At 70.4% G+C, this 17551-nt stretch carries 16 protein-coding genes, 1 tRNA gene and 1 pseudogene; 7 read left to right on the top strand and 11 right to left on the bottom strand.

Translation table 11 applies throughout. The annotated features are described in order from the left end of the window. Positions 1 to 41: 41 nt before the first annotated feature. The 3 genes from ACY0MJ_RS07010 to alaS are packed head-to-tail and all read right to left on the bottom strand — an operon-like array spanning position 42 to position 4328. Positions 42 to 1136 carry a transglutaminase-like domain-containing protein gene (locus ACY0MJ_RS07010; protein ID WP_462637628.1) on the bottom strand — a complete coding sequence of 365 codons (1095 nt, stop codon included), beginning with the start codon at positions 1134 to 1136 and terminating at the stop codon, positions 42 to 44. Positions 1137 to 1152: 16 nt separating this feature from the next. Continuing rightward, positions 1153 to 1650 carry a TlpA family protein disulfide reductase gene (locus tag ACY0MJ_RS07005; protein ID WP_462637627.1) on the bottom strand — a complete coding sequence of 166 codons (498 nt, stop codon included), beginning with the start codon at positions 1648 to 1650 and terminating at the stop codon, positions 1153 to 1155. Positions 1651 to 1703: 53 nt separating this feature from the next. After that, positions 1704 to 4328 carry an alanine--tRNA ligase gene (gene alaS, locus ACY0MJ_RS07000; protein ID WP_462637626.1) on the bottom strand — a complete coding sequence of 875 codons (2625 nt, stop codon included), beginning with the start codon at positions 4326 to 4328 and terminating at the stop codon, positions 1704 to 1706. Positions 4329 to 4520: 192 nt separating this feature from the next. Between alaS and ACY0MJ_RS06995 the strand changes: the two genes are divergently transcribed. After that, positions 4521 to 5642: a GSU2403 family nucleotidyltransferase fold protein gene (locus ACY0MJ_RS06995; RefSeq protein WP_462637625.1), complete on the top strand. Its 1122-nt coding sequence runs from the start codon at positions 4521 to 4523 to the stop codon at positions 5640 to 5642. A 90-nt stretch (positions 5643 to 5732) separates the two neighbouring features. On the opposite strand, the gene ACY0MJ_RS06990 is transcribed toward ACY0MJ_RS06995, so the two are convergent. Continuing rightward, the gene (locus ACY0MJ_RS06990; protein ID WP_462637624.1) at positions 5733 to 6425 is read right to left on the bottom strand and encodes a Vgb family protein; all 693 of its coding nucleotides are present in this window, start codon (positions 6423 to 6425) and stop codon (positions 5733 to 5735) included. 43 nt (positions 6426 to 6468) lie between these two features. Further along, a pseudogene (locus ACY0MJ_RS06985) lies at positions 6469 to 7690 on the bottom strand (helix-turn-helix domain-containing protein). 70 nt (positions 7691 to 7760) lie between these two features. Here ACY0MJ_RS06985 and ACY0MJ_RS06980 point away from each other — a divergent pair. Next, positions 7761 to 9239, top strand: coding sequence for an NAD-dependent succinate-semialdehyde dehydrogenase (locus ACY0MJ_RS06980; RefSeq protein WP_462637623.1), 1479 nt, complete (start codon positions 7761 to 7763; stop codon positions 9237 to 9239). On the opposite strand, the gene ACY0MJ_RS06975 is transcribed toward ACY0MJ_RS06980, so the two are convergent. Genes ACY0MJ_RS06975 through ACY0MJ_RS06960 form a run of 4 tightly spaced genes read right to left on the bottom strand, consistent with a single transcriptional unit; the run spans position 9232 to position 12345 of the window. Beyond that, positions 9232 to 9924 (bottom strand): GntR family transcriptional regulator, encoded by a 693-nt coding sequence (locus ACY0MJ_RS06975; RefSeq protein WP_462637622.1) that lies wholly within the window; start codon positions 9922 to 9924, stop codon positions 9232 to 9234. The two genes, ACY0MJ_RS06980 and ACY0MJ_RS06975, sit on opposite strands and share 8 nt — an antisense overlap. Before the next feature lie 9 nt (positions 9925 to 9933). Next, positions 9934 to 10743, bottom strand: a complete 810-nt coding sequence (locus tag ACY0MJ_RS06970) for an alpha/beta fold hydrolase (RefSeq protein ID WP_462637621.1) — start codon at positions 10741 to 10743, stop codon at positions 9934 to 9936. Further along, positions 10733 to 11320, bottom strand: coding sequence for an amino acid synthesis family protein (locus ACY0MJ_RS06965; RefSeq protein WP_462637804.1), 588 nt, complete (start codon positions 11318 to 11320; stop codon positions 10733 to 10735). Before ACY0MJ_RS06965 ends, ACY0MJ_RS06970 begins: the two co-directional genes overlap by 11 nt. 17 nt (positions 11321 to 11337) lie before the next feature. Further along, on the bottom strand, positions 11338 to 12345 hold the full coding sequence (locus ACY0MJ_RS06960; RefSeq protein ID WP_462637620.1) for a Bug family tripartite tricarboxylate transporter substrate binding protein: 1008 nt from the start codon (positions 12343 to 12345) through the stop codon (positions 11338 to 11340). A 198-nt stretch (positions 12346 to 12543) separates the two neighbouring features. Here ACY0MJ_RS06960 and ACY0MJ_RS06955 point away from each other — a divergent pair, with 198 nt between their 5' ends. Then, the gene (locus ACY0MJ_RS06955) at positions 12544 to 13392 is read left to right on the top strand and encodes a mechanosensitive ion channel family protein (RefSeq protein WP_462637619.1); all 849 of its coding nucleotides are present in this window, start codon (positions 12544 to 12546) and stop codon (positions 13390 to 13392) included. A gap of 63 nt (positions 13393 to 13455) precedes the next feature. Beyond that, positions 13456 to 14649 carry a nicotinate phosphoribosyltransferase gene (pncB, locus tag ACY0MJ_RS06950; RefSeq protein WP_462637618.1) on the top strand — a complete coding sequence of 398 codons (1194 nt, stop codon included), beginning with the start codon at positions 13456 to 13458 and terminating at the stop codon, positions 14647 to 14649. Here the strand turns inward: pncB and ACY0MJ_RS06945 are convergent. Further along, positions 14646 to 14855 carry a DUF3606 domain-containing protein gene (locus ACY0MJ_RS06945; protein WP_462637617.1) on the bottom strand — a complete coding sequence of 70 codons (210 nt, stop codon included), beginning with the start codon at positions 14853 to 14855 and terminating at the stop codon, positions 14646 to 14648. The genes pncB and ACY0MJ_RS06945 overlap by 4 nt on opposite strands. 95 nt (positions 14856 to 14950) lie before the next feature. On the opposite strand from ACY0MJ_RS06945, the gene ltnD reads away from it, so the two are divergent. Next, positions 14951 to 15844 carry an L-threonate dehydrogenase gene (gene ltnD / locus ACY0MJ_RS06940; protein WP_462637616.1) on the top strand — a complete coding sequence of 298 codons (894 nt, stop codon included), beginning with the start codon at positions 14951 to 14953 and terminating at the stop codon, positions 15842 to 15844. 240 nt (positions 15845 to 16084) lie between these two features. Continuing rightward, positions 16085 to 16309, top strand: a complete 225-nt coding sequence (locus ACY0MJ_RS06935; RefSeq protein ID WP_462637615.1) for a hypothetical protein — start codon at positions 16085 to 16087, stop codon at positions 16307 to 16309. A 19-nt stretch (positions 16310 to 16328) separates the two neighbouring features. Here ACY0MJ_RS06935 and ACY0MJ_RS06930 read toward each other — a convergent pair. Beyond that, positions 16329 to 16402, bottom strand: a tRNA-Gly gene (locus ACY0MJ_RS06930). Positions 16403 to 16557: 155 nt separating this feature from the next. Between ACY0MJ_RS06930 and ACY0MJ_RS06925 the strand changes: the two genes are divergently transcribed. After that, positions 16558 to 17505, top strand: coding sequence for a glycerophosphodiester phosphodiesterase family protein (locus ACY0MJ_RS06925; RefSeq protein ID WP_462637613.1), 948 nt, complete (start codon positions 16558 to 16560; stop codon positions 17503 to 17505). Positions 17506 to 17551: the final 46 nt, after the last annotated feature.

The following is a 17551-nucleotide window of genomic DNA, read 5'->3' as shown; positions in this document are numbered from 1 at the left end:
CCTGCTCCCTCTCCCGCTCGCGGGAGAGGGAGGAATTCCGGTCAGGCCTTCAGCTCGCGCGCCGTGATCTGGTACTTGAAATCGTCCGGCGCATACGAGTCGAACCGTCCCTGCTCGTCCTCCGCCACCGGATACATCAGGAAGCCCAGCTTGCCCAGGCGCGAGCCGGGCAGCGCGACGTCGTGCGCCATGTTGAAGCCGACCCAGTTGCCTTCCCAGCCGCCGTACAGCGCCTGGTACACGGGCGCGACCAGCGGATCCTTGACCGACTTGATCCAGCTGCCCGTTTCCTCGCGCATCACCTTGGCCACGTCCGCCGGGTCCATCGCCACCCAGCCGTGGGCCTGCAGGAAGACCTCGGAGCGGCAGTGCTGCGAGCCCTTCAGGTTGGACGGGTTGCCGCCCAGCGTGCGATAGCCCGAGGCCGAGGGCGCCAGGCGCACGCCGTAGACGTCGCGCGCCGGCACGCCGGCCGCGCGGCACAGGCCCACGAACAGCGCGTTGATGTCGGCGCACTTGCCGCCCAGGTTGCCCGTCTCCAGCATGGTCTTGACGTCGCCCTCGCCGCAGCCGCGCACCTGCGGCTCGCGCCAGGCGTTGCCGACCACCCAGTCGTAGATGCGCCGGACCTTCTCCTCGTCGGTCCGCGCGTTGCCGGTCGCCTTGAGCGCCGTCTCGCGCACGATGCCGTCGGTGGGGATCAGCGTCGTCGGGCGCGTCCACCAGGCGCGGCTCGCGGCATCCATCTGCTCCGGCGTCTTGCGCTGCCAGTCGACCGCGCGGTCGCGCGTCTGCACGCGGCTGGTCAGCTCCACGAAGGGCTGCTCCGTCTTCGCGTCGAAGTCGACCTGCAGGATGCCGGCGCCTTCCTGGCCGTCGGCGATGCGGTCGGCCTGGCCGTTGCTGGTGAAGCTGCTTTCCAGCGAGCGTTGCCAGGGCGTGTTCACCGAGGGCATCGGCAGCCACACGCGCGTGGCGCCCTGCGACATGTTGACGTCCACGCGCGTGGTGACGTCGAAGGTGCGCCAGCGGCCCGGCTGCAGCACGACCTGTCGCTGCTGCGCGAAGGCGAGCGGGGAGGACGCGAGGACGCCGCTGGCGGCGGCGAACTGGAGGAAGTGGCGGCGGGTGCTCATGGCGCGGATTATCCGGTCAGCGCCAAAGCCCTTCCACCAACTTGCCTGCTTCGGTGCTGCTCCAGTCGTATTCGCCGACGACGCGCCAGCGGGGGCGCCCCTGGGCGTCGAAGCCGATCGTGGTCGGGAACACCTTGACGCCCCAGGCCTGCGCGCCGGCCCCGGTGGGATCCAGCAGCACCGGCACGGTCCACGCCGAGTTGCGCACGTGGCGCTGCACCGTGTTGGCGCGTTCCTTGAAGTTCACCGCCTGGAGCACCAGGCGGTCGCTGTAGAAATCCGCCATCTGCTGCAGCAGCGGCATCTCGGTGCGGCACGGCTCGCACCAGGACGCCCAGAAGTTCACCACCGTCGGCTTGCCCGAGGCGGGGATGGGGTGGGACCGGCCTTCGAGGTCGAGGGCTTGCCAGGGAGGCAGCGGCGTCGACGGGGAGAGCTGTTCGAGCTTGCCTTGGGCGTGCAGCGCCGGCAGGAAGAAGCCCAGGGCACCCGCGACGACGAGCCGCCGCGACACTCCCTGCCCCTCACCCCGGCCCTCTCCCCGAAGGGGAGAGGGAGAACGTCCGGTCATACCCGCTCCGCGACCCATTGCTGCACCGATTGCAAGGCGCCCGGCAGCTTGCTCGCGTCCGTGCCGCCGGCCATCGCGAGGTCCGGCTTGCCGCCGCCCTTGCCGCCGACCTGTTGCGCCACGAAATTGACGAGTTCGCCGGCCTTGACCTTGCCCATGCTGTCGGCCGTGACGCCCGCGGCCAGCTGGACCTTGGCGCCGTCGACCGTCGCCAGGACGATCGCGGCGGACTTCAGCTTGTCCTTCAGCTTGTCCATCGTGTCGCGCAACGCCTTGGCGTCCACGCCTTCCAGGCGGGCGGCCAGCACCTTCACCCCCTTGACGTCCACCGCCTGGGCGACCAGCTCGTCGCCCTGCGAGGACGCCAGCTTGCCCTTGAGCTGCGCGACTTCCTTTTCCAGCGAGCGCACCTGCTCCAGCACCTGCGACACGCGGCCCTGCAGTTCCGTCGGCGCCGCCTTCAGCGATCCGGCGACCGTCTGCACCGTGGACTCCAGCTGCTGCAGGTAGGCCAGCGCGTTCGCGCCGGTCACCGCCTCGATGCGGCGGATGCCCGCGGCCACGCCGCCTTCGCTCACGACCTTGAACAGGCCGATGTCGCCGGTGCGCTGCACGTGCGTGCCGCCGCACAGTTCGCGGCTGGAGCCGATGTCCAGCACGCGCACGGTCTCGCCGTACTTCTCGCCGAAAAGCATCATGGCGCCCGTGGCCTTGGCCGACTCGATGTCCATCACGCGCGCCTGCGTCGCGTGGTTCTCCAGGATCTCCGCGTTCACGCGGGCCTCGATCTCGCGCACCTGCTCCGGCGTGACCGGCGCGTTGTGCGTGAAGTCGAAGCGCGTCTTCTCGGCGTCGACCAGCGAGCCCTTCTGCTGCACGTGCCCGCCCAGCACCTCGCGCAGCGCCTTGTGCATCAGGTGCGTGACGCTGTGGTTGCGCATGGTCGCCGCGCGGCGCTTCATGTCCACCTTGGCGACGACCTGGTCGCCCACTTTCAGCACGCCCTGCGCCAGGTGGCCGTGGTGGCCGAAGACGTCGGCCTTGATCTTCTGCGTGTCCTCCACCTCGAAGCGGAAGCCGCCGAACTCCAGCACGCCGGCGTCGCCGACCTGGCCGCCGCTCTCCGCGTAGAACGGCGTGGTGTCCAGCACCACGATGCCGTCCTGGCCGGCGCGCAGTTCGTCCACCGCCGTGCCCTCGGCGTACAGGGCCACCACGCGGGCGCCCTCTTCCAGCTTCTCGTAGCCGACGAACTTGTTGACCTCGCCCGCGTACTCCAGCACGCGGTCCATCTTGAACTTGCCGGCGGCGCGGCCCGCGGCCTTCTGCTTGTCCATGGCGGCGTCGAAGCCGGCCACGTCCACCGTCACCTCGCGCTCGCGGCAGACGTCCTGCGTCAGGTCCAGCGGGAAGCCGTAGGTGTCGTGCAGCTTGAAGGCGACTTCGCCGGGGAACACCTTCTGGCCGCCGGCGAGCGCCGCGTCCAGGATCTCCATGCCGTTGGCGAGCGTCTCGTAGAAGCGCTCTTCCTCCGCCTTCAGCACCTCCATCACGCGCTGCTGCGCGGCGGCCAGGTGCGGATAGGCCTCGCCCATCAGCTTCACGAGGTCGGGCACCAGCTTGTGGAAGAAGGGCTTCTTCTGGCCCAGCTTGTAGCCGTGGCGGATCGCGCGGCGGATGATGCGCCGCTGCACGTAGCCGCGGCCCTCGTTGGACGGGATCACGCCGTCGACGACCAGGAAGGACGTGGCGCGGATGTGGTCGGCGATCACGCGCAGCGAGGGGTTGACAAGATCCCTGGTCTTCGTCTCGCGCGCGGCGGCCTGGATCAGCGCCTCGAAGATGTCGATCTCGTAGTTGCTGTGCACGTGCTGCAGGATCGCCGCCAGCCGCTCCAGGCCCATTCCGGTGTCCACGCAGGGCGCGGGCAGCGGCTTCACCGACCCGTCCGGCTGCATGTCGTACTGCATGAACACGTGGTTCCAGATCTCGATGTAGCGGTCGCCGTCGGCGTCCGGGCTGCCGGGCGGGCCGCCGGGGATCTCCGGGCCGTGGTCGTAGAAGATCTCCGAGCAGGGGCCGCAGGGGCCCGTGTCGGCCATCATCCAGAAGTTGTCGCTGGCGTACCTGGCGCCCTTGTTGTCGCCGATGCGCACCACGCGCTCGGGCGGCAGGCCGATTTCCTTGGTCCAGATGTCGTAGGCCTCGTCGTCGTCGATGTAGACGGTGGCCCAGAGCCTTTCCGCCGGCAGCTTGTAGACCTGCGTCAGCAGTTCCCAGCCCCACTTGATCGAGTCGCGCTTGAAATAGTCGCCGAAGGACCAGTTGCCCAGCATCTCGAAGAAGGTGTGGTGCCGCGCCGTGTAGCCCACGTTCTCCAGGTCGTTGTGCTTGCCGCCCGCGCGCAGGCAGGCCTGCACCGAGGCCGCGCGCACGTACGGGCGCTTGTCGGTGCCGAGGAACACGTCCTTGAACTGCACCATGCCCGAGTTGGTGAACATCAGCGTCGGGTCGTTCGCCGGCACGAGCGGGCTGGAGGCCACCACCGTGTGACCCCGGTCCTTGAAGAAGTCCAGGAAGGTCTGGCGGATGTCGGCGACGGTGAATTTCGGTGCGGTCATGGGGGGTCCAACTGAACCTTTGATTATAGGTTTCGGGACCTGCCGCGCCTGTCCACAAGGGCTCTCCCTCCGCCGTGGCCCGCTTCCGTCGCGCTGGTCCGGCGGCTGCGACAAGGCCGAGTTATACTGCGCCTCTTCCGATCCGCAGTATAACCAGGTTATACTGCCAACTTCATCGATCGCAGGATAACCATGGCCGAGCCTGCCCGCCTCTTCACGGACCTGTCGCCCGCGGCTCAGACCAATTTCGCCGAGCTCTTCGAGCAGGTGCAGGCGGCCGCCTTCGACCGCTCGCTGAGCGACCTGCCCGGTTCGTTCCATCGCAAGACGGTGAAGGGGCGCGACTACTGGTACTGGCAGGTGCGCGACCTGCAGGGCGTGAATCGCCAGATCTACCTGGGCCCCGACGACGACCGGCTCGCCCGCCTGATCCGCCTTCATGGCGAAGGCAAGTCGCGGCCTCCGCGCGACCTGGGCGGCCTGGCCGGTGCCTGCGCCGCGCTGGGATGCATGACGGTCATCGCCCAGCACTTCGCGGTGGTGAACCGCATGGCCGAGCACGGATTCTTCCGCGCCGGCGGCGTCCTCATCGGCACCCACGCCTTCATCGCGATGGCCAACATGCTCGGGGTGCGCTGGGCCAGCAGTTGGCGCACCAGCGACGTCGATGTGGCCCATGCCGGCAAGAACGTCTCGATCGCGCTTGCGGAGAATGCGCGCGCCGACATGCACGACGCGATCACCTCCCTGGAGATGGGCCTGCTGCCACAGCATTCCCTCACGGCGGGGCCCGCGGCCACCTATATCTCGGCGCGCAAGGACATCCGCGTCGACCTGCTCACCACGGCCGGCCGCAAGGACGACGCCTACCTGTACGAGCCCCTCAACGTCAACCTGCAGCCACTGAAGTTCATGGAGTTCTCGCTGGAGCACACCACGCAGACGGTGCTCATTTCCGGCGAGCAGGCCGTGCTGGTGAACATCCCCTCGCCCATGCGCTATGCCATGCACAAGCTGGTGATCATGGGCGAGCGCGAGCAGGCCTTCCGCACCAAGATCGTCAAGGACGCCGGCCAGGTGGCCGCCCTCGCGCAGTACGGACTGCAGCGCTCGCCGGCGGCGCTGCAGGCGGCTGCCAGCGACCTCATGAGCCGCGGGCCGGGATGGCGCAGCAGGGCCGCGGAGGGGGTGCGCCACGTGGCCGCGTCCTTCCCCGACATAGCGCAGCAGCTCGGCGAAATCCTGAAAGCGTCGGCGCCCCGCGGCGGCAAGAGCCCGGCAGCCGCGAGGTCGAAAGCCCCGGCACGGCGCTGAAGGAGGCGCGCCTCGGTCCATGGCGCGTCCGGCAGGATCGAATGCGGGGCGCCGGAGAGGGAGACAGCGGTCGTGGCTGGCTCCCGGGGTTCAGCCGCGGGCCCTGGGCCGCCGCACGGCGCGCACCTTCCCGCTGCCGCCGCCTCCCGCGTAGAAGAGGTCGCCGCCGTCCGACTCGAGCCCGCTCACGAACGCGCCTTCCGGCATCTGCAGGCGCTCCAGCACGGCGCCGCTCTCCGGGTCGATGCGGCGCAGCTCGCTCTCGTCGCCTTCCCAGGTGGCGTGCCACAGCTCGCCTTCGGCCCAGGTCACGCCGGTGACGAAGCGGTTGGATTCGATGGTCCGCAGGATGGCGCCGGTCTCCGGGTCCACCTGGTGGATCTTGCGGCCGCGGTAGTGGCCCACCCACAGGCTGCCCTCGGCCCAGGTCAGGCCCGAGTCGCCGCCCTCCGCGGGCGCGGGAATCGAGGTCAGCACCCGGCCGGTCGCGGGATCGAGCTTGTGGATGCGCGCCTGCGCGATCTGCCACAGGTGCTTGCCGTCGAAGGCGGTGCCGGCGTCGCTGGCGCAGGGCAGCGAGCGCGTGACCTCGCCGGACCGCGGATCGATCGCCAGCAGCTGCGTGCCGGCGGCCGCCCAGACGGCGTGGCCGTCGTGGCTCACGCCGGCGATCGAGCTGGCCCCCGCGAAGGGACCGAACTCGCGCACGACCTCGGCGCGGCGCGCCGGGGGGTACGAAGCGGGGTTGGGGGCCAGCGCCTGGCCGGGGGTGGTGTCGGGCATCTCGGGTTCCTCTCGTGCCTGCGCTCAGGCGGTGGAAAGGACTCTACGCACCGGGCAGCGAAGCGGGGAGTAACAAGATTGTCGTGAAATCCACGAGCGGCGCCGCGACCCAGCGGCGCGCCCGCGCCTGCCCGATGGCGCGCACCTGGCCGGCCGCCTCGAGCTCGGCGACCGCGCGCTGCACCGTGCGCTGGCTCGCGTCGAGCGCGAGCGCGAGGGCCGACGTGGACCAGGCGCGCGCCGTCGGACAACAGCGCCACCACCGAAGCCTGCTCGCCATCGATGGGAGGTGCGAGCACCACCACCTCCGCCGCGTCCCGGGGCCGCAGCACGAAGCCGCGCGGCGTCGCCTCGATGCCCGCCATGCCCTTGACCAGCGCGCGCAGGCGGCCGATCTCCACGCGCAAGCGCGCGCGGTGCGTCTCGTCGGGCCGGCGGGTTCGGAACGCCGTGGCGATCAAGGCATCGCGCTCCACGTCGGCCGGCCAGGCTTCCGCCAGCATGCGCGCCAGCGCGAACAGGATCGGCCGGCGCACCAGCGGCTGCCAAGCGCCGCCGCGCGCCAGCCCGCGGCGGCAGGCGTCCAGCACCAGGGCATCGGACGCGAGCAAGGCTTCCACCTCGTGCAGCTGCAAGGGGACCGCGGCGCCGGCGGCGACGCGCCGCGCGGCCGGCCGCTCCAGGGCGCTGCGCGCCTGCGCCACTTCCGCGATCAGCGCGGGAATGCCCGCGCGGAACGCCGCCTGGTGCGCCCGCCCCAGCGCCGCGCGCGCCGCGCCGCAGCGCAACGAGCGCAAGGCCAGTTCGGCGGCCGCGAGTTCGGCCACCGCGGCCTGCGTCGGCGACAGGCTGGCGGCATCCACCGACGCCAGCAGGCCACCCGCTTCCGCCAGGCGCCCCATCAGCAGCGCACGGCGCGCCGCCAGCAGGCGCGCATGCAGCGCGTTGCCGCGGTCGCCGTATTTCTCGAGCGTCGCCGACGCGGCCTCGAGCGCACGCGAAGACCCGCCCAGCTCGCGCATGGCCAGCGCCACCTCGGCCTCGGCAAGAACGCAGCGCGCGCGGGCCAGCTGCTCGTGCGGACCGAAGGCCCGCGCGGCGCGCCGCAGCAGCTCGCGCGAGCGCGCGTGCTCGCCCAGCTGCGCCATCGCGATGCCGCGCAGCGCCAGAGCCGCCGGGTCGTCGCGCAGCGCGACGCGCTTGAGCGCGCCGAGCGCGTCGCCGGCGGCCAGCGCACGGGCGGAGGCGGAGATCAGGGAGTCCATCGGTGCTCGAGGATAAGGGTCATGGTGCCGGCGCTAACATCGGGCCAGACCCAGACCCCCGGAGCCAGCCATGGACATGAAGACCTCTCCCCTCTCCCTGTTGAAGGACCCCAGCCTGCTGAAGACCGACGCGCTCGTCGGCGGCCAGTGGCTCAAGGGCGCCTCGCGCTTCGCCGTGCACGACCCCGCCACCGGCGCCAAGCTGGCCGACGTGGCCAACCTCGGCGCGAAGGAAGCCGAGCAGGCGATCGCCGCCGCCAACGCGGCCTGGCCGGCCTGGCGCAGCAAGACCGCCAAGGAGCGCAGCCTGGTCCTGCGCAAGTGGTACGAGCTGCTGATGGCCAACCAGGAAGACCTGGGCCGCCTGATGACGGCCGAACAGGGCAAGCCCTTCGCCGAGGCGAAAGGCGAGGTCACCTACGGCGCCAGCTTCGTCGAGTGGTTCGCCGAGGAAGCCAAGCGCGTGCAGGGCGAGACCCTGCCCACCTTCGACAACAACAAGCGCGTGCTGGTGATCCGCCAGCCGATCGGCGTCTGCGCCGCCATCACGCCCTGGAACTTCCCGCTGGCGATGATCACCCGCAAGGTCGCCCCGGCGCTGGCCGCCGGCTGCCCGGTGGTGATCAAGCCGGCCGAGCTGACCCCGCTCACCGCCCTCGCCGCGGCCGAACTGGCGATGCGCGCCGGCATCCCGGCCGGCGTGCTCAACCTGCTCACGGCCGACGGGGCCAACAGCATCGCCATCGGCAAGGTGTTCTGCGCCAGCGACACGGTGCGCCACATCAGCTTCACGGGCTCCACGGAAGTCGGCCGCATCCTGATGGCGCAGAGCGCGCCCAGCATCAAGAAGCTCTCGCTGGAACTGGGCGGCAACGCGCCCTTCATCGTGTTCGACGACGCCGACCTGGACTCCGCCGTCGAGGGCGCCATGGCCAGCAAGTACCGCAACGCCGGCCAGACCTGCGTGTGCGCCAACCGCCTCTACGTCCAGGACGGCGTGTACGACGCCTTCGTGCAGAAGCTCGCCGCCAAGGTCAAGTCGCTCAAGGTCGGCAACGGGTTCGAGGAAGGCGTGCTGCAGGGCCCGCTGATCGAGGAAGCCGCCGTCGACAAGGTGCAGCGCCACATCGCCGACGCGCTGGACAAGGGCGGCAAGGTGGTCGTGGGCGGCAAGAAGCTGCAGGGCCAGTTCTTCGAGCCGACGGTGATCGCCGACGCGAAGCAGGACATGCTCTGCGCGCGCGAGGAGACCTTCGGCCCGGTGGCGCCGGTGTTCCGCTTCAAGACGGAGCAGGAGGCGATCGACGCCGCGAACAACACCGAGTTCGGCCTGGCCAGCTACTTCTACAGCCGCGACGTCGGCCGCATCTTCCGCGTGAGCGAAGCGCTGGAGTACGGCATGGTGGGCATCAACACCGGCCTGATCTCGACCGAGCACGTGCCCTTCGGCGGCGTGAAGCAGTCGGGGCTGGGCCGCGAAGGGTCCAGCCACGGCATCGACGAATACGTCGAGATGAAGTATCTCTGCCTGGGGGACGTGCTCAAGTAGGCCGGCCGGCCGGCGCGAGCCGGCTGCCCGCGATCTCGGCGACGCGCCGCACGTGGTCTTCGGCGGCCTGCTGCGCCGCCTGCGCATCGCGCTTGCGCAGCGCCTTCAGGATGCGCTCCATCTCCGACGCCGCTTCCTTCTGCCGCCCCGGCGAGCTGATGGTCATGAGGCGCAGGCGGTTGATGCGCGCATTGAGCGACTGCACGATGCCCCAGGCCATCGCGAGGCCGGCGGCGGCGAACAGTGCCTCGTAGAACGCCGTCGTGCGCGCCACGACCTCGTGGAAGTCGCCGGCGTCGAAGGCCTGCTGGATGCGCGCATTGAACTCGGCCAGCTGCTTCAGCGCGGCATCGCTGGCGCGCTCCGCGCACAGCCTGGCCGCATGGCCCTCCAGCAGCGCGCGGATCTCGTAGATCTCGGCGGCCTGGTCGGCGCTCAGCGACGCGACCACCGGCCCCTGGTGCGGGATGGACTCCACCAGCCCCTCGGCCTCGAGGTGGCGCAGCACCTCGCGCACGATGGAGCGGCTGACATCCAGCTGCTCGCACAGGCTGCGCTCCACCAGCCGCTCGCCCGGCTTGAAGTGCCCGCCCAGGATGGCGGAGCGCATCTTCTCCAGCGACAGCGCGCGCAGCGTCTTGGCGCTGCGATCGACCTTCAGCAGGGGAGCCGGCGCGGTGGACATGGGCCGCGATTATGCGGCTTCGCCCGACAGGAACGCACGCAGCGAAGCGTTGACGCGCGCCGGATGCGTCACGTTCATCATGTGGCGCGCGCCTTCCAGCACCTCGACGCGCCCGCGCGGCGCCAGCTGCGCCATCGCGCGCGACATCTCTGGGCTGGAGTTCTGGTCGTGCTCGCCGGTGAAGAACAGCGCCGGCATCGCGAGCTCCGCCAGCCGCCCCGCGTGCGCGCGGTCCGAAGTCGCGAACAGGCGGTAGGTGCGCGCGTAGCCGGTGGGATTCACCGAGCGCAGCAGCCTTTCTGTCTCGGCGGCGGCCTCCTGCAGGTGCGGCGGCGGCGGGTCGCCGAACCAACGCTGCAGCGTCGGCGCGATCGTGCTGGCGAGGCCGCTGGTGGCGAGCGCGTCGGCGCGCGCGAGCACGGCGGCGCGCTGCTCCGGCGTGCGCCGGAACACCGCGTTGAGCGCCGCGACGCGCAGCGTGCGCCGCGGATAGGCCAGCGCGAACTCCAGCGCCACCAGCGCGCCCATCGAGTGGCCGACGACGTTGGCGGCAGGAATGTCCAGGTGGTCCAGCAGCGCCGCGAGCTGGGCGGCGTACTGCGCCAGCGTCACGCCTTCCGGCGGGATGTCGCTGTCGCCGTGCCCCAGCATGTCGTAGCTGATCACGCGGAACTCGCGCGCCAGCGCCTGCACCTGCGGCGCCCAGATCGCGCGCGCCATGCCGACGCCGTGGACCAGCACCACGGGCTCGCCCGAGCCGGCGACGGTGTAGGCCGTGCCGCCCGCCTTGGCGGAGACGGTGCCGGGCTCAGGCTTCATTGCTGCCCAGGTCCTTGAGGTCCTGGTAGCGGTCGCCGATGCGGTGGTGCGGCCGGCCGCCGATGGATGCGCCCAGGGCGACCACGATTTCATCGGGCGCCGGCGCGTCGTTGATCGCGAACTGCACGGTGAGGTAGTGCGAGCGCATGCCCTCGTCGCCCTTGTGCATCATCGGGATGGAGATCGCGCAGTTGGGGCCGCCGCGCACGTTGGTGAAGCTCAGGTAGCTCTTCGCGCCCACGGCGCGCCGGTAATGGTTGCCGAAGCGCAGCGTGTGGATCAGCGCCGACGCATGCTCCACCTCGCCGGCGGTGCCGACGACGGCGGCCTTGCCGTAGCCCTCGATCGCGTCGCCGGAGCCGGCCAGCGCGAGGATGCGCGCGGTGAGCAGCTCGCCCAGCACCGGCGCGATGGCCTGGATCTCGGGCTTCAGGTCCTCGACGAAGCCGCGCCCCGCCCAGGGATTGCGCAGCACCGCGGCGGCGGCGAACAGCTTCAGCGGGCGCGGTGCTTCCTTGCCGCCCTCGATCAGCGTTTCCTCGGTGTAGTGGACGATCTTGCGGATGCCGTGGTTCATGGTGTCGCTCTGGCGGGTCATTCGGCGGTGATGTGGGCGGCCTTGACGACGGCCTGGTACTTCTCGACTTCGGCGGCCATGAACTTGCGCAGCGCATCGGCGGAGGCGCCGGACGCGCTCAGGCCCAGGTCGGCCAGCTTCTTGCGCACGGCCGGATCGGCCATCACCTGCTGCGTGGCGGCTTCCACCTTGCGCTCGATGTCCGACGGCGTCTTCGCCGGCAGGAACAGGCCGAACCACACGCCCAGGTCGAAGCCCTCGAGGCCCTTCACCTGGCCCAGCGCCGGCAGGTCGGGCGCCAGCTCGGAGGGCTTGGCGCCCGTGACGCCGTAGGCCTTCAGCTTGCCGGAGCGGATGTAGGGCTGCGCGGCGCTGAGCGTCGAAACGGCCAGGTCCACCTGCCCGCCCATCACGTCCACCAGCGCGGGCGAGGCGCCGCGATAGGGCACGTGCGTCATCTGGATCTGCGCGCGCATCTTCAGCAGCTCGCCCGCCACGTGCATGGGCGTGCCGTTGCCGGCCGAGGCGTAGCTCAGCGCGCCGGGGCGACTGCGCGCGTACTGGATCAGGTCGGGCACGTTGGCCGGCGGCAGGCCCGGCTTGCCTACCAGCACCATCGGGCCGGTGGCGATGAAGGTGACCGGCGTCAGGTCGCGGATGCCGTCGTAGGACAGCTTGGGATTGATCACCTTGTTGATCAGGATCTCCGAGCCGGAGCCCACCAGCATGGTGTAGCCGTCCGGCGCGGCGCGCACCGCGCGCTGGGTGCCCAGCACGCCGCCGGCGCCGCCGACGTTCTCGATCACGATGGGCTGGCCCAGCTTTTCGGACAGCAGCGGCGCGATCGTGCGCGCCACGTTGTCGGAGCTGCCGCCCGGTGCGAAGGGCACCACGAGCGTGATCGGCTTCTCCGGCCAGGCGGCCAGGGCGGCCTGGCTGGCCAGCAGGGCGGCGGCGCAGGCGGCGAGCCCGCGGACGAAGGTCTTGCCGCCGGCGAGGCGGCGGGCCTGGGAAAGCATGCTCATGGAGTCTCCGGGAGGGCGGTGGGATGTATTCTGTCCGATGGTATACCATCATCCAGCGTTTGGCGAGCGAATCCACGGCCGGGCGGCGCCGCCCGCCGCAGCGCGCTCCTACAGCCAACGCTTTACAAAGCCGACGCGGCCGGGCGGCGCCGGGGACGAGAGTGTGAGGAAGTCCACAAAACCTCTCTGGAGATTTCCATGCCCGTCCAGGTCACTGAATGGAGCGACGCGATGTTCACATCGCTCGCGGCAGCGATGGCCCTGCTGTTCTCGGCCATCCCGAAGATCATCGGCTTCCTGCTGATCATCGTCGCCGGCTGGTTCATCGCCTCGCTGATCGAGCGAGGGCTGGCGGCCGTCCTGCGCTCGATCCACTTCAACGACCTGTCGCAGCGGGCGGGCCTGACCGACTTCATCCGCAAGATGGGGATGAACACCGACGCCGCCGGCATGATCGGCCTCGTCGTCAAGTGGTTCGTTCGCCTGATCGCACTGGTGGTGGCCTTCGACGCGCTGGGCCTGCCCGCGGTGTCGGAAGTGCTGCGGCAACTGCTGCTGTGGCTGCCGAACGTGGTCGTGGCGCTGGTGGTGCTGGTGATCGGCGGCCTGGCGGCGCGCGGCCTGAGCAACGTCGTGCGCGGCGCGGCCAGCGAAGCAGGCCTGAGCAACGCCAACTTCCTGTCCAAGGCCGCCTCGGTGGTCGTGTGGGCCTTCGCGATCGTCGTCGCGGTGAACCAGCTGGGCATCGCCACCGAACTGGTCAACACGCTGTTCATGGCGGTGGTGGGCGCGCTGGCCCTCGGCTTGGGCCTGGCCTTCGGGCTGGGCGGGCGCGAGACCGCCGCGGAGATCCTGAACAAGTGGTACGCCAAGGGCAAGGAGAAGTCCGGCGAGATGCGGCAGATGGCGCAGAACATGGGCGACCAGGCGCGGGAACGCACCGAGCCCGGCGAGTGGCCCACCGGCGGCTACCCGCAGGGCGGCGGCATGCCGGGCGGCAGCACGCCGATGCCGGCGGACAAGCGCCACGACAGCGAAGGCGGCTGAGCCCCGGCGAAGCGACACGGAAGGGCCCCCACGCGGGGCCCTTTTTCTTGCCACACTCCGCCCATGGCCTCCGCACCCGTGATCCAGAGCCTGCTGGACACCGACCTCTACAAGTTCACCATGTGGCAGCCGATGCTGCACCGGCACCCGCAGACGCAGGCGCTGTACCGCTTCGTCTGCCGCAACGAGCCGGCGTATCCGCTCGCGCAGCTGGTGGACGAGGTGAACGCGGAGCTCGACGCGCTATGCGACCTGCGCTTCCGCCGCGACGAGCTGGACTTCCTGGGCGGGCTGCGCTTCATCCGCAGCGACTTCGTCGACTTCCTGCGCATCTTCCATTTCCAGCGCGACTTCATCCGTGCCTGGGCCGACGGCGAGCACCTGCGCATCGAGGCGCGCGGGCCGCAGGTGCACGTGATGGCCTTCGAGATCTTCGTGCTGGCGATCGTCAACGAGCTGTACTTCCGCCGCTTCGACGCGGCCGCGGCGCTGGCCGAAGGCCGCCGGCGCCTCGCCGCCAAGCTGGCGCAACTGCGCGCCTTCGCGGCGGAGCCACCGCTGGCGAACCCCTTCGAGTTCTTCGACTTCGGCGTGCGCCGGCGCTTCGGCCGCGACTGGCAGCGCGAGGTGGTGGGCACGCTGGCGCGCGAGCTGCCGGCGCTCTTCAAGGGCACCTCCAACGTGCTGCTGGCGCGCGACCTGGACATCGTGCCGATCGGCACCATGGGCCACGAGTACCTGCAGACCTTCCAGGCGGTGGGCGTGCGGCTGCGCGACTTCCAGCGCGCGGCGCTGGAGGAGTGGGTGCAGGAGTACCGCGGCGACCTGGGCATCGCGCTGACCGACACGGTGGGCATGGACGCCTTCCTGGCCGACTTCGACCTCTACTTCGCCAAGCTGTTCGAGGGCCTGCGCCACGACTCCGGCGACCCGGTCGCGTGGGGCGAGAAGGCGCTGGCGCACTACGAGAAGCTGCGCATCGACCCGCAGCGCAAGCGCCTGGTCTACTCCGACAGCCTCGACGTGCCCAAGGCGATCGCGCTGTACCGCCACTTCGGCGACCGCGTGCAACTGGGCTTCGGGATCGGCACGAACCTGACCAACGACGTCGGCCTGCAGCCGCTGAACATCGTGATGAAGCTGGTGGAAGCGAACGGGCAGCCGGTGGCGAAGCTGTCGGACACGCCAGGCAAGACGCTGGCCACCGACGAAACCTTCCTGGCCTACCTGCGCCAGGTCTTCAGCGTCACTGCCTAGGCCGACGGCCTCTCCGCTCCCTTGCGCAAATGCTCGCGCACCCTCTCCGCCTCATTCCCCACGGCCTTCACCGCCTCCTTCACCCTCTTCTCGCTCACATTGAAGTGCCGCGCCCAGGCGCAGACGGCGTAGTCGTAAGTGACGTCGATGCGCTCCGACTTCCGCCCGGGCGCACCAGGATGATGGGGAATGGTCGTGTTGCTCATCGCGCCATGCTACGCACCGTCCCCCACCGCGCGGTGTAGGAAGAATCCGATGAAGCCGGGCCCGGTGTCATGATGCGGGCTCACGAGGAGGCAGCATGGAGACGAAGAACAAGGCAGGCCTGATCGGCCTGGGCGCCATGGGCGCGGGCATGGCGAAGACGTTGCGCACGCGCGGCTACGAAGTGCATGTGTGCGACGTCCGCCCCGGCGTGGCGGCCGCCTTCGCCGAGCAAGGCGGCGTGGCCTGCGCCACCCCGGCCGAGGTGGCCCGCGCCTGCCAGGTCGTGGTCAGCGTGGTCGTCAACGCGCAGCAGACCGAGGAAGTCCTCTTCGGCCCGGACGGCGCCGCCGCCGCGATGGCGCCCGGCAGCGTCTTCGTCATGTGCTCCACCGTGGACCCGAACTGGTCGATCGCGCTGGAGGCGCGCCTGAAGGCGCTGGGCATCCACTACGTCGACGCGCCCATCTCCGGCGGCGCCGCCAAGGCGGCCAGCGGCCAGATGACCGTGATGAGCGCGGCCAGGCCCGAGGCCTACGCCGTGGCAGACCCCGTCCTCGACGCCATGGCCGGCAAGGTCTACCGCCTGGCCGACCGCGCCGGCGCCGGCAGCAAGGTCAAGATCATCAACCAGCTGCTGGCGGGCGTGCACATCGCCGCGGCCGCGGAAGCCATGGCGCTCGGCCTGCGCGAGGGCGTGGACCCGGAGGCGCTGTACGACGTCATCACCCACAGCGCCGGCAACAGCTGGATGTTCGAGAACCGCATGGCCCACGTGCTCGCGGCCGACTACACCCCGCTCTCGGCCGTGGACATCTTCGTGAAGGACCTGGGGCTGGTGCTGGACACGGCGCGGGCGAGCAAGTTTCCGTTGCCGCTGGCGTCGACGGCGCACCAGATGTTCATGCAGGCGTCGACGGCGGGATTCGGGCGGGAGGATGACAGCGCGGTGATCAAGATCTTCCCGGGGATCGCGTTGCCGGCGAAGTGAGCTGCGGCATGCAATGGCCGCGCGCTGGTCAGGTGCGTGGTGTGCAGTCGATCCCATTACAACGGCCGGGCTGTGATGCCGGTTCGCACGGGTGCGAGACAACCCGCGCGCCGCGAGGGGCTTGGCGTCTTGCCGCAAGCGTGACAGCATGAACGCGACGTCCTGAGGCTGCCCACGAGCCGCGAGGACGCAGCGGAGCCCGGCGAGGAGACCCCGGTCCACACGCACGAGCGCTCGTACATGTGGTACGCGATCGCCGGCGCGCCGCTGCACATCTTCGACGAGCATGGCAAGGACTGCGGCGTTTTCGACGTGCCGACCGGCGGCGTCTTCGAACTGAAGGTCCAGGACGGCGTCATCGAAGTGATGTCCGAGATCGGCAGGGGCGTGAAGGTCCCCGCGACCCACAAGGCGCGCAACATCGGCCCGACCGCGTACCGGGAGGTCCTGGTCGAGTGGAAGTGAAGTTGCGGGAACGAGGGGATGGAGCGGGCGATGGGAATCGAACCCACGTCTTGAGCTTGGGAAGCTCAGGTCCTGCCATTGAACGACGCCCGCGGGACAGGAGCGGATTCTAAGCGGGATTGCGGGGAGTCCTCCACCGTCGGGGCCAGGGCTGGCGTGCCGTCCGATGATCCCGCGGCATCGGCCTGCTCCCGGCCGCGACCAGCCGCCGTAAGCTCGTGGGCATGCCCTCCCCTGGACGACTGCTCATGCTCGCCCTGGCCGCCGCTGCGCTTGCCCTCTGGTGGGGCAACAGGGACCTCCCGCCGGACCCTCGTGCCCGTGCCACCTTGTTCGCGCATCGCGGCATCGCGCAGCGTTTCGACGAACGCGGACTGAAGAACGACACGTGCACCGCGGAGCGGATGCTGCCGCCGCAGCACGCCCTGCTGGAGAACACGTTGCCCTCGATCCGCGCGAGCTTCGCGGCCGGCGCGAATGTCGTCGAGATCGATGTCCATCCGACCACGGATGGCCAGTTCGCCGTGTTCCACGACTGGACTCTCGATTGCCGCACGAACGGGCACGGCGAGACACGCGCCCACACCATGGCGCAACTGAAGCAGCTCGATGTCGGCTACGGCTACACGGCCGACGGCGGCAGGACGTATCCGTTCCGAGGGCGGGGCGTCGGCTTGATGCCGTCGCTGGACGAAGTGCTCGCGACCTTCCCCGGGCGCCGCTTCCTGGTCAACGTGAAGAGCCGGGACCCGAGCGAAGGCGCCAGGCTGGCGGCGGCCCTGGGCAAGTACCCGGCGGCACGGCGCCGGATGCTGGCCGTGTACGGAGGCGACGAGCCGGTCGGGCGCGTCCGCGACTTGCTGCCCGGCGTGCGGACCAGCTCGCGCGCGAGCCTCCAATCCTGCCTGCTCGGCTACCTCGCCCTGGGCTGGAGCGGACATGTTCCGCGCGCTTGCAGGCATTCCGTCGTGCTGGTGCCCGTCAACCTCGGCTTCCTGCTGTGGGGCTGGCCCGGCCGGCTCCAGCAGCGCCTGGAGCGTGCGGACAGCGAACTGGTTGCGATCGGCCCCTACGCCGGCGGATTCACGTCGGGCATCGACACGCCGGAGGATCTTGCCCGCTTGCCGCACGGCTACGCGGGAGGGATCTGGACGAACGAGATCGAGTGGCTGTCCCGCTCCCTCGGGGAGCGTTGACGCCTCGGCGGCCCGACTGCCCCGCCGCGGCGCGTGCCGTACTCGG

This window comes from Ramlibacter sp. bp-362 (assembly GCF_054956735.1).
Note: the sequence above shows the minus strand (reverse complement) of the source record. Positions and strands in the feature narration are given on the sequence as shown.

Coding starts and splice junctions, on each gene's coding strand:
- ACY0MJ_RS07010 (WP_462637628.1), bottom strand. CDS start 1,136: ATGAGCACCCGCCGCCACTTCCTCCAGTTCGCCGCCGCCAGCGGCGTC.
- alaS (WP_462637626.1), bottom strand. CDS start 4,328: ATGACCGCACCGAAATTCACCGTCGCCGACATCCGCCAGACCTTCCTG.
- ACY0MJ_RS06995 (WP_462637625.1), top strand. CDS start 4,521: ATGGCCGAGCCTGCCCGCCTCTTCACGGACCTGTCGCCCGCGGCTCAG.
- ACY0MJ_RS06990 (WP_462637624.1), bottom strand. CDS start 6,425: ATGCCCGACACCACCCCCGGCCAGGCGCTGGCCCCCAACCCCGCTTCG.
- ACY0MJ_RS06980 (WP_462637623.1), top strand. CDS start 7,761: ATGGACATGAAGACCTCTCCCCTCTCCCTGTTGAAGGACCCCAGCCTG.
- ACY0MJ_RS06975 (WP_462637622.1), bottom strand. CDS start 9,924: ATGTCCACCGCGCCGGCTCCCCTGCTGAAGGTCGATCGCAGCGCCAAG.
- ACY0MJ_RS06970 (WP_462637621.1), bottom strand. CDS start 10,743: ATGAAGCCTGAGCCCGGCACCGTCTCCGCCAAGGCGGGCGGCACGGCC.
- ACY0MJ_RS06965 (WP_462637804.1), bottom strand. CDS start 11,320: ATGAACCACGGCATCCGCAAGATCGTCCACTACACCGAGGAAACGCTG.
- ACY0MJ_RS06960 (WP_462637620.1), bottom strand. CDS start 12,345: ATGAGCATGCTTTCCCAGGCCCGCCGCCTCGCCGGCGGCAAGACCTTC.
- ACY0MJ_RS06955 (WP_462637619.1), top strand. CDS start 12,544: ATGCCCGTCCAGGTCACTGAATGGAGCGACGCGATGTTCACATCGCTC.
- pncB (WP_462637618.1), top strand. CDS start 13,456: ATGGCCTCCGCACCCGTGATCCAGAGCCTGCTGGACACCGACCTCTAC.
- ACY0MJ_RS06945 (WP_462637617.1), bottom strand. CDS start 14,855: ATGAGCAACACGACCATTCCCCATCATCCTGGTGCGCCCGGGCGGAAG.
- ltnD (WP_462637616.1), top strand. CDS start 14,951: ATGGAGACGAAGAACAAGGCAGGCCTGATCGGCCTGGGCGCCATGGGC.
- ACY0MJ_RS06935 (WP_462637615.1), top strand. CDS start 16,085: ATGTGGTACGCGATCGCCGGCGCGCCGCTGCACATCTTCGACGAGCAT.
- ACY0MJ_RS06925 (WP_462637613.1), top strand. CDS start 16,558: ATGCTCGCCCTGGCCGCCGCTGCGCTTGCCCTCTGGTGGGGCAACAGG.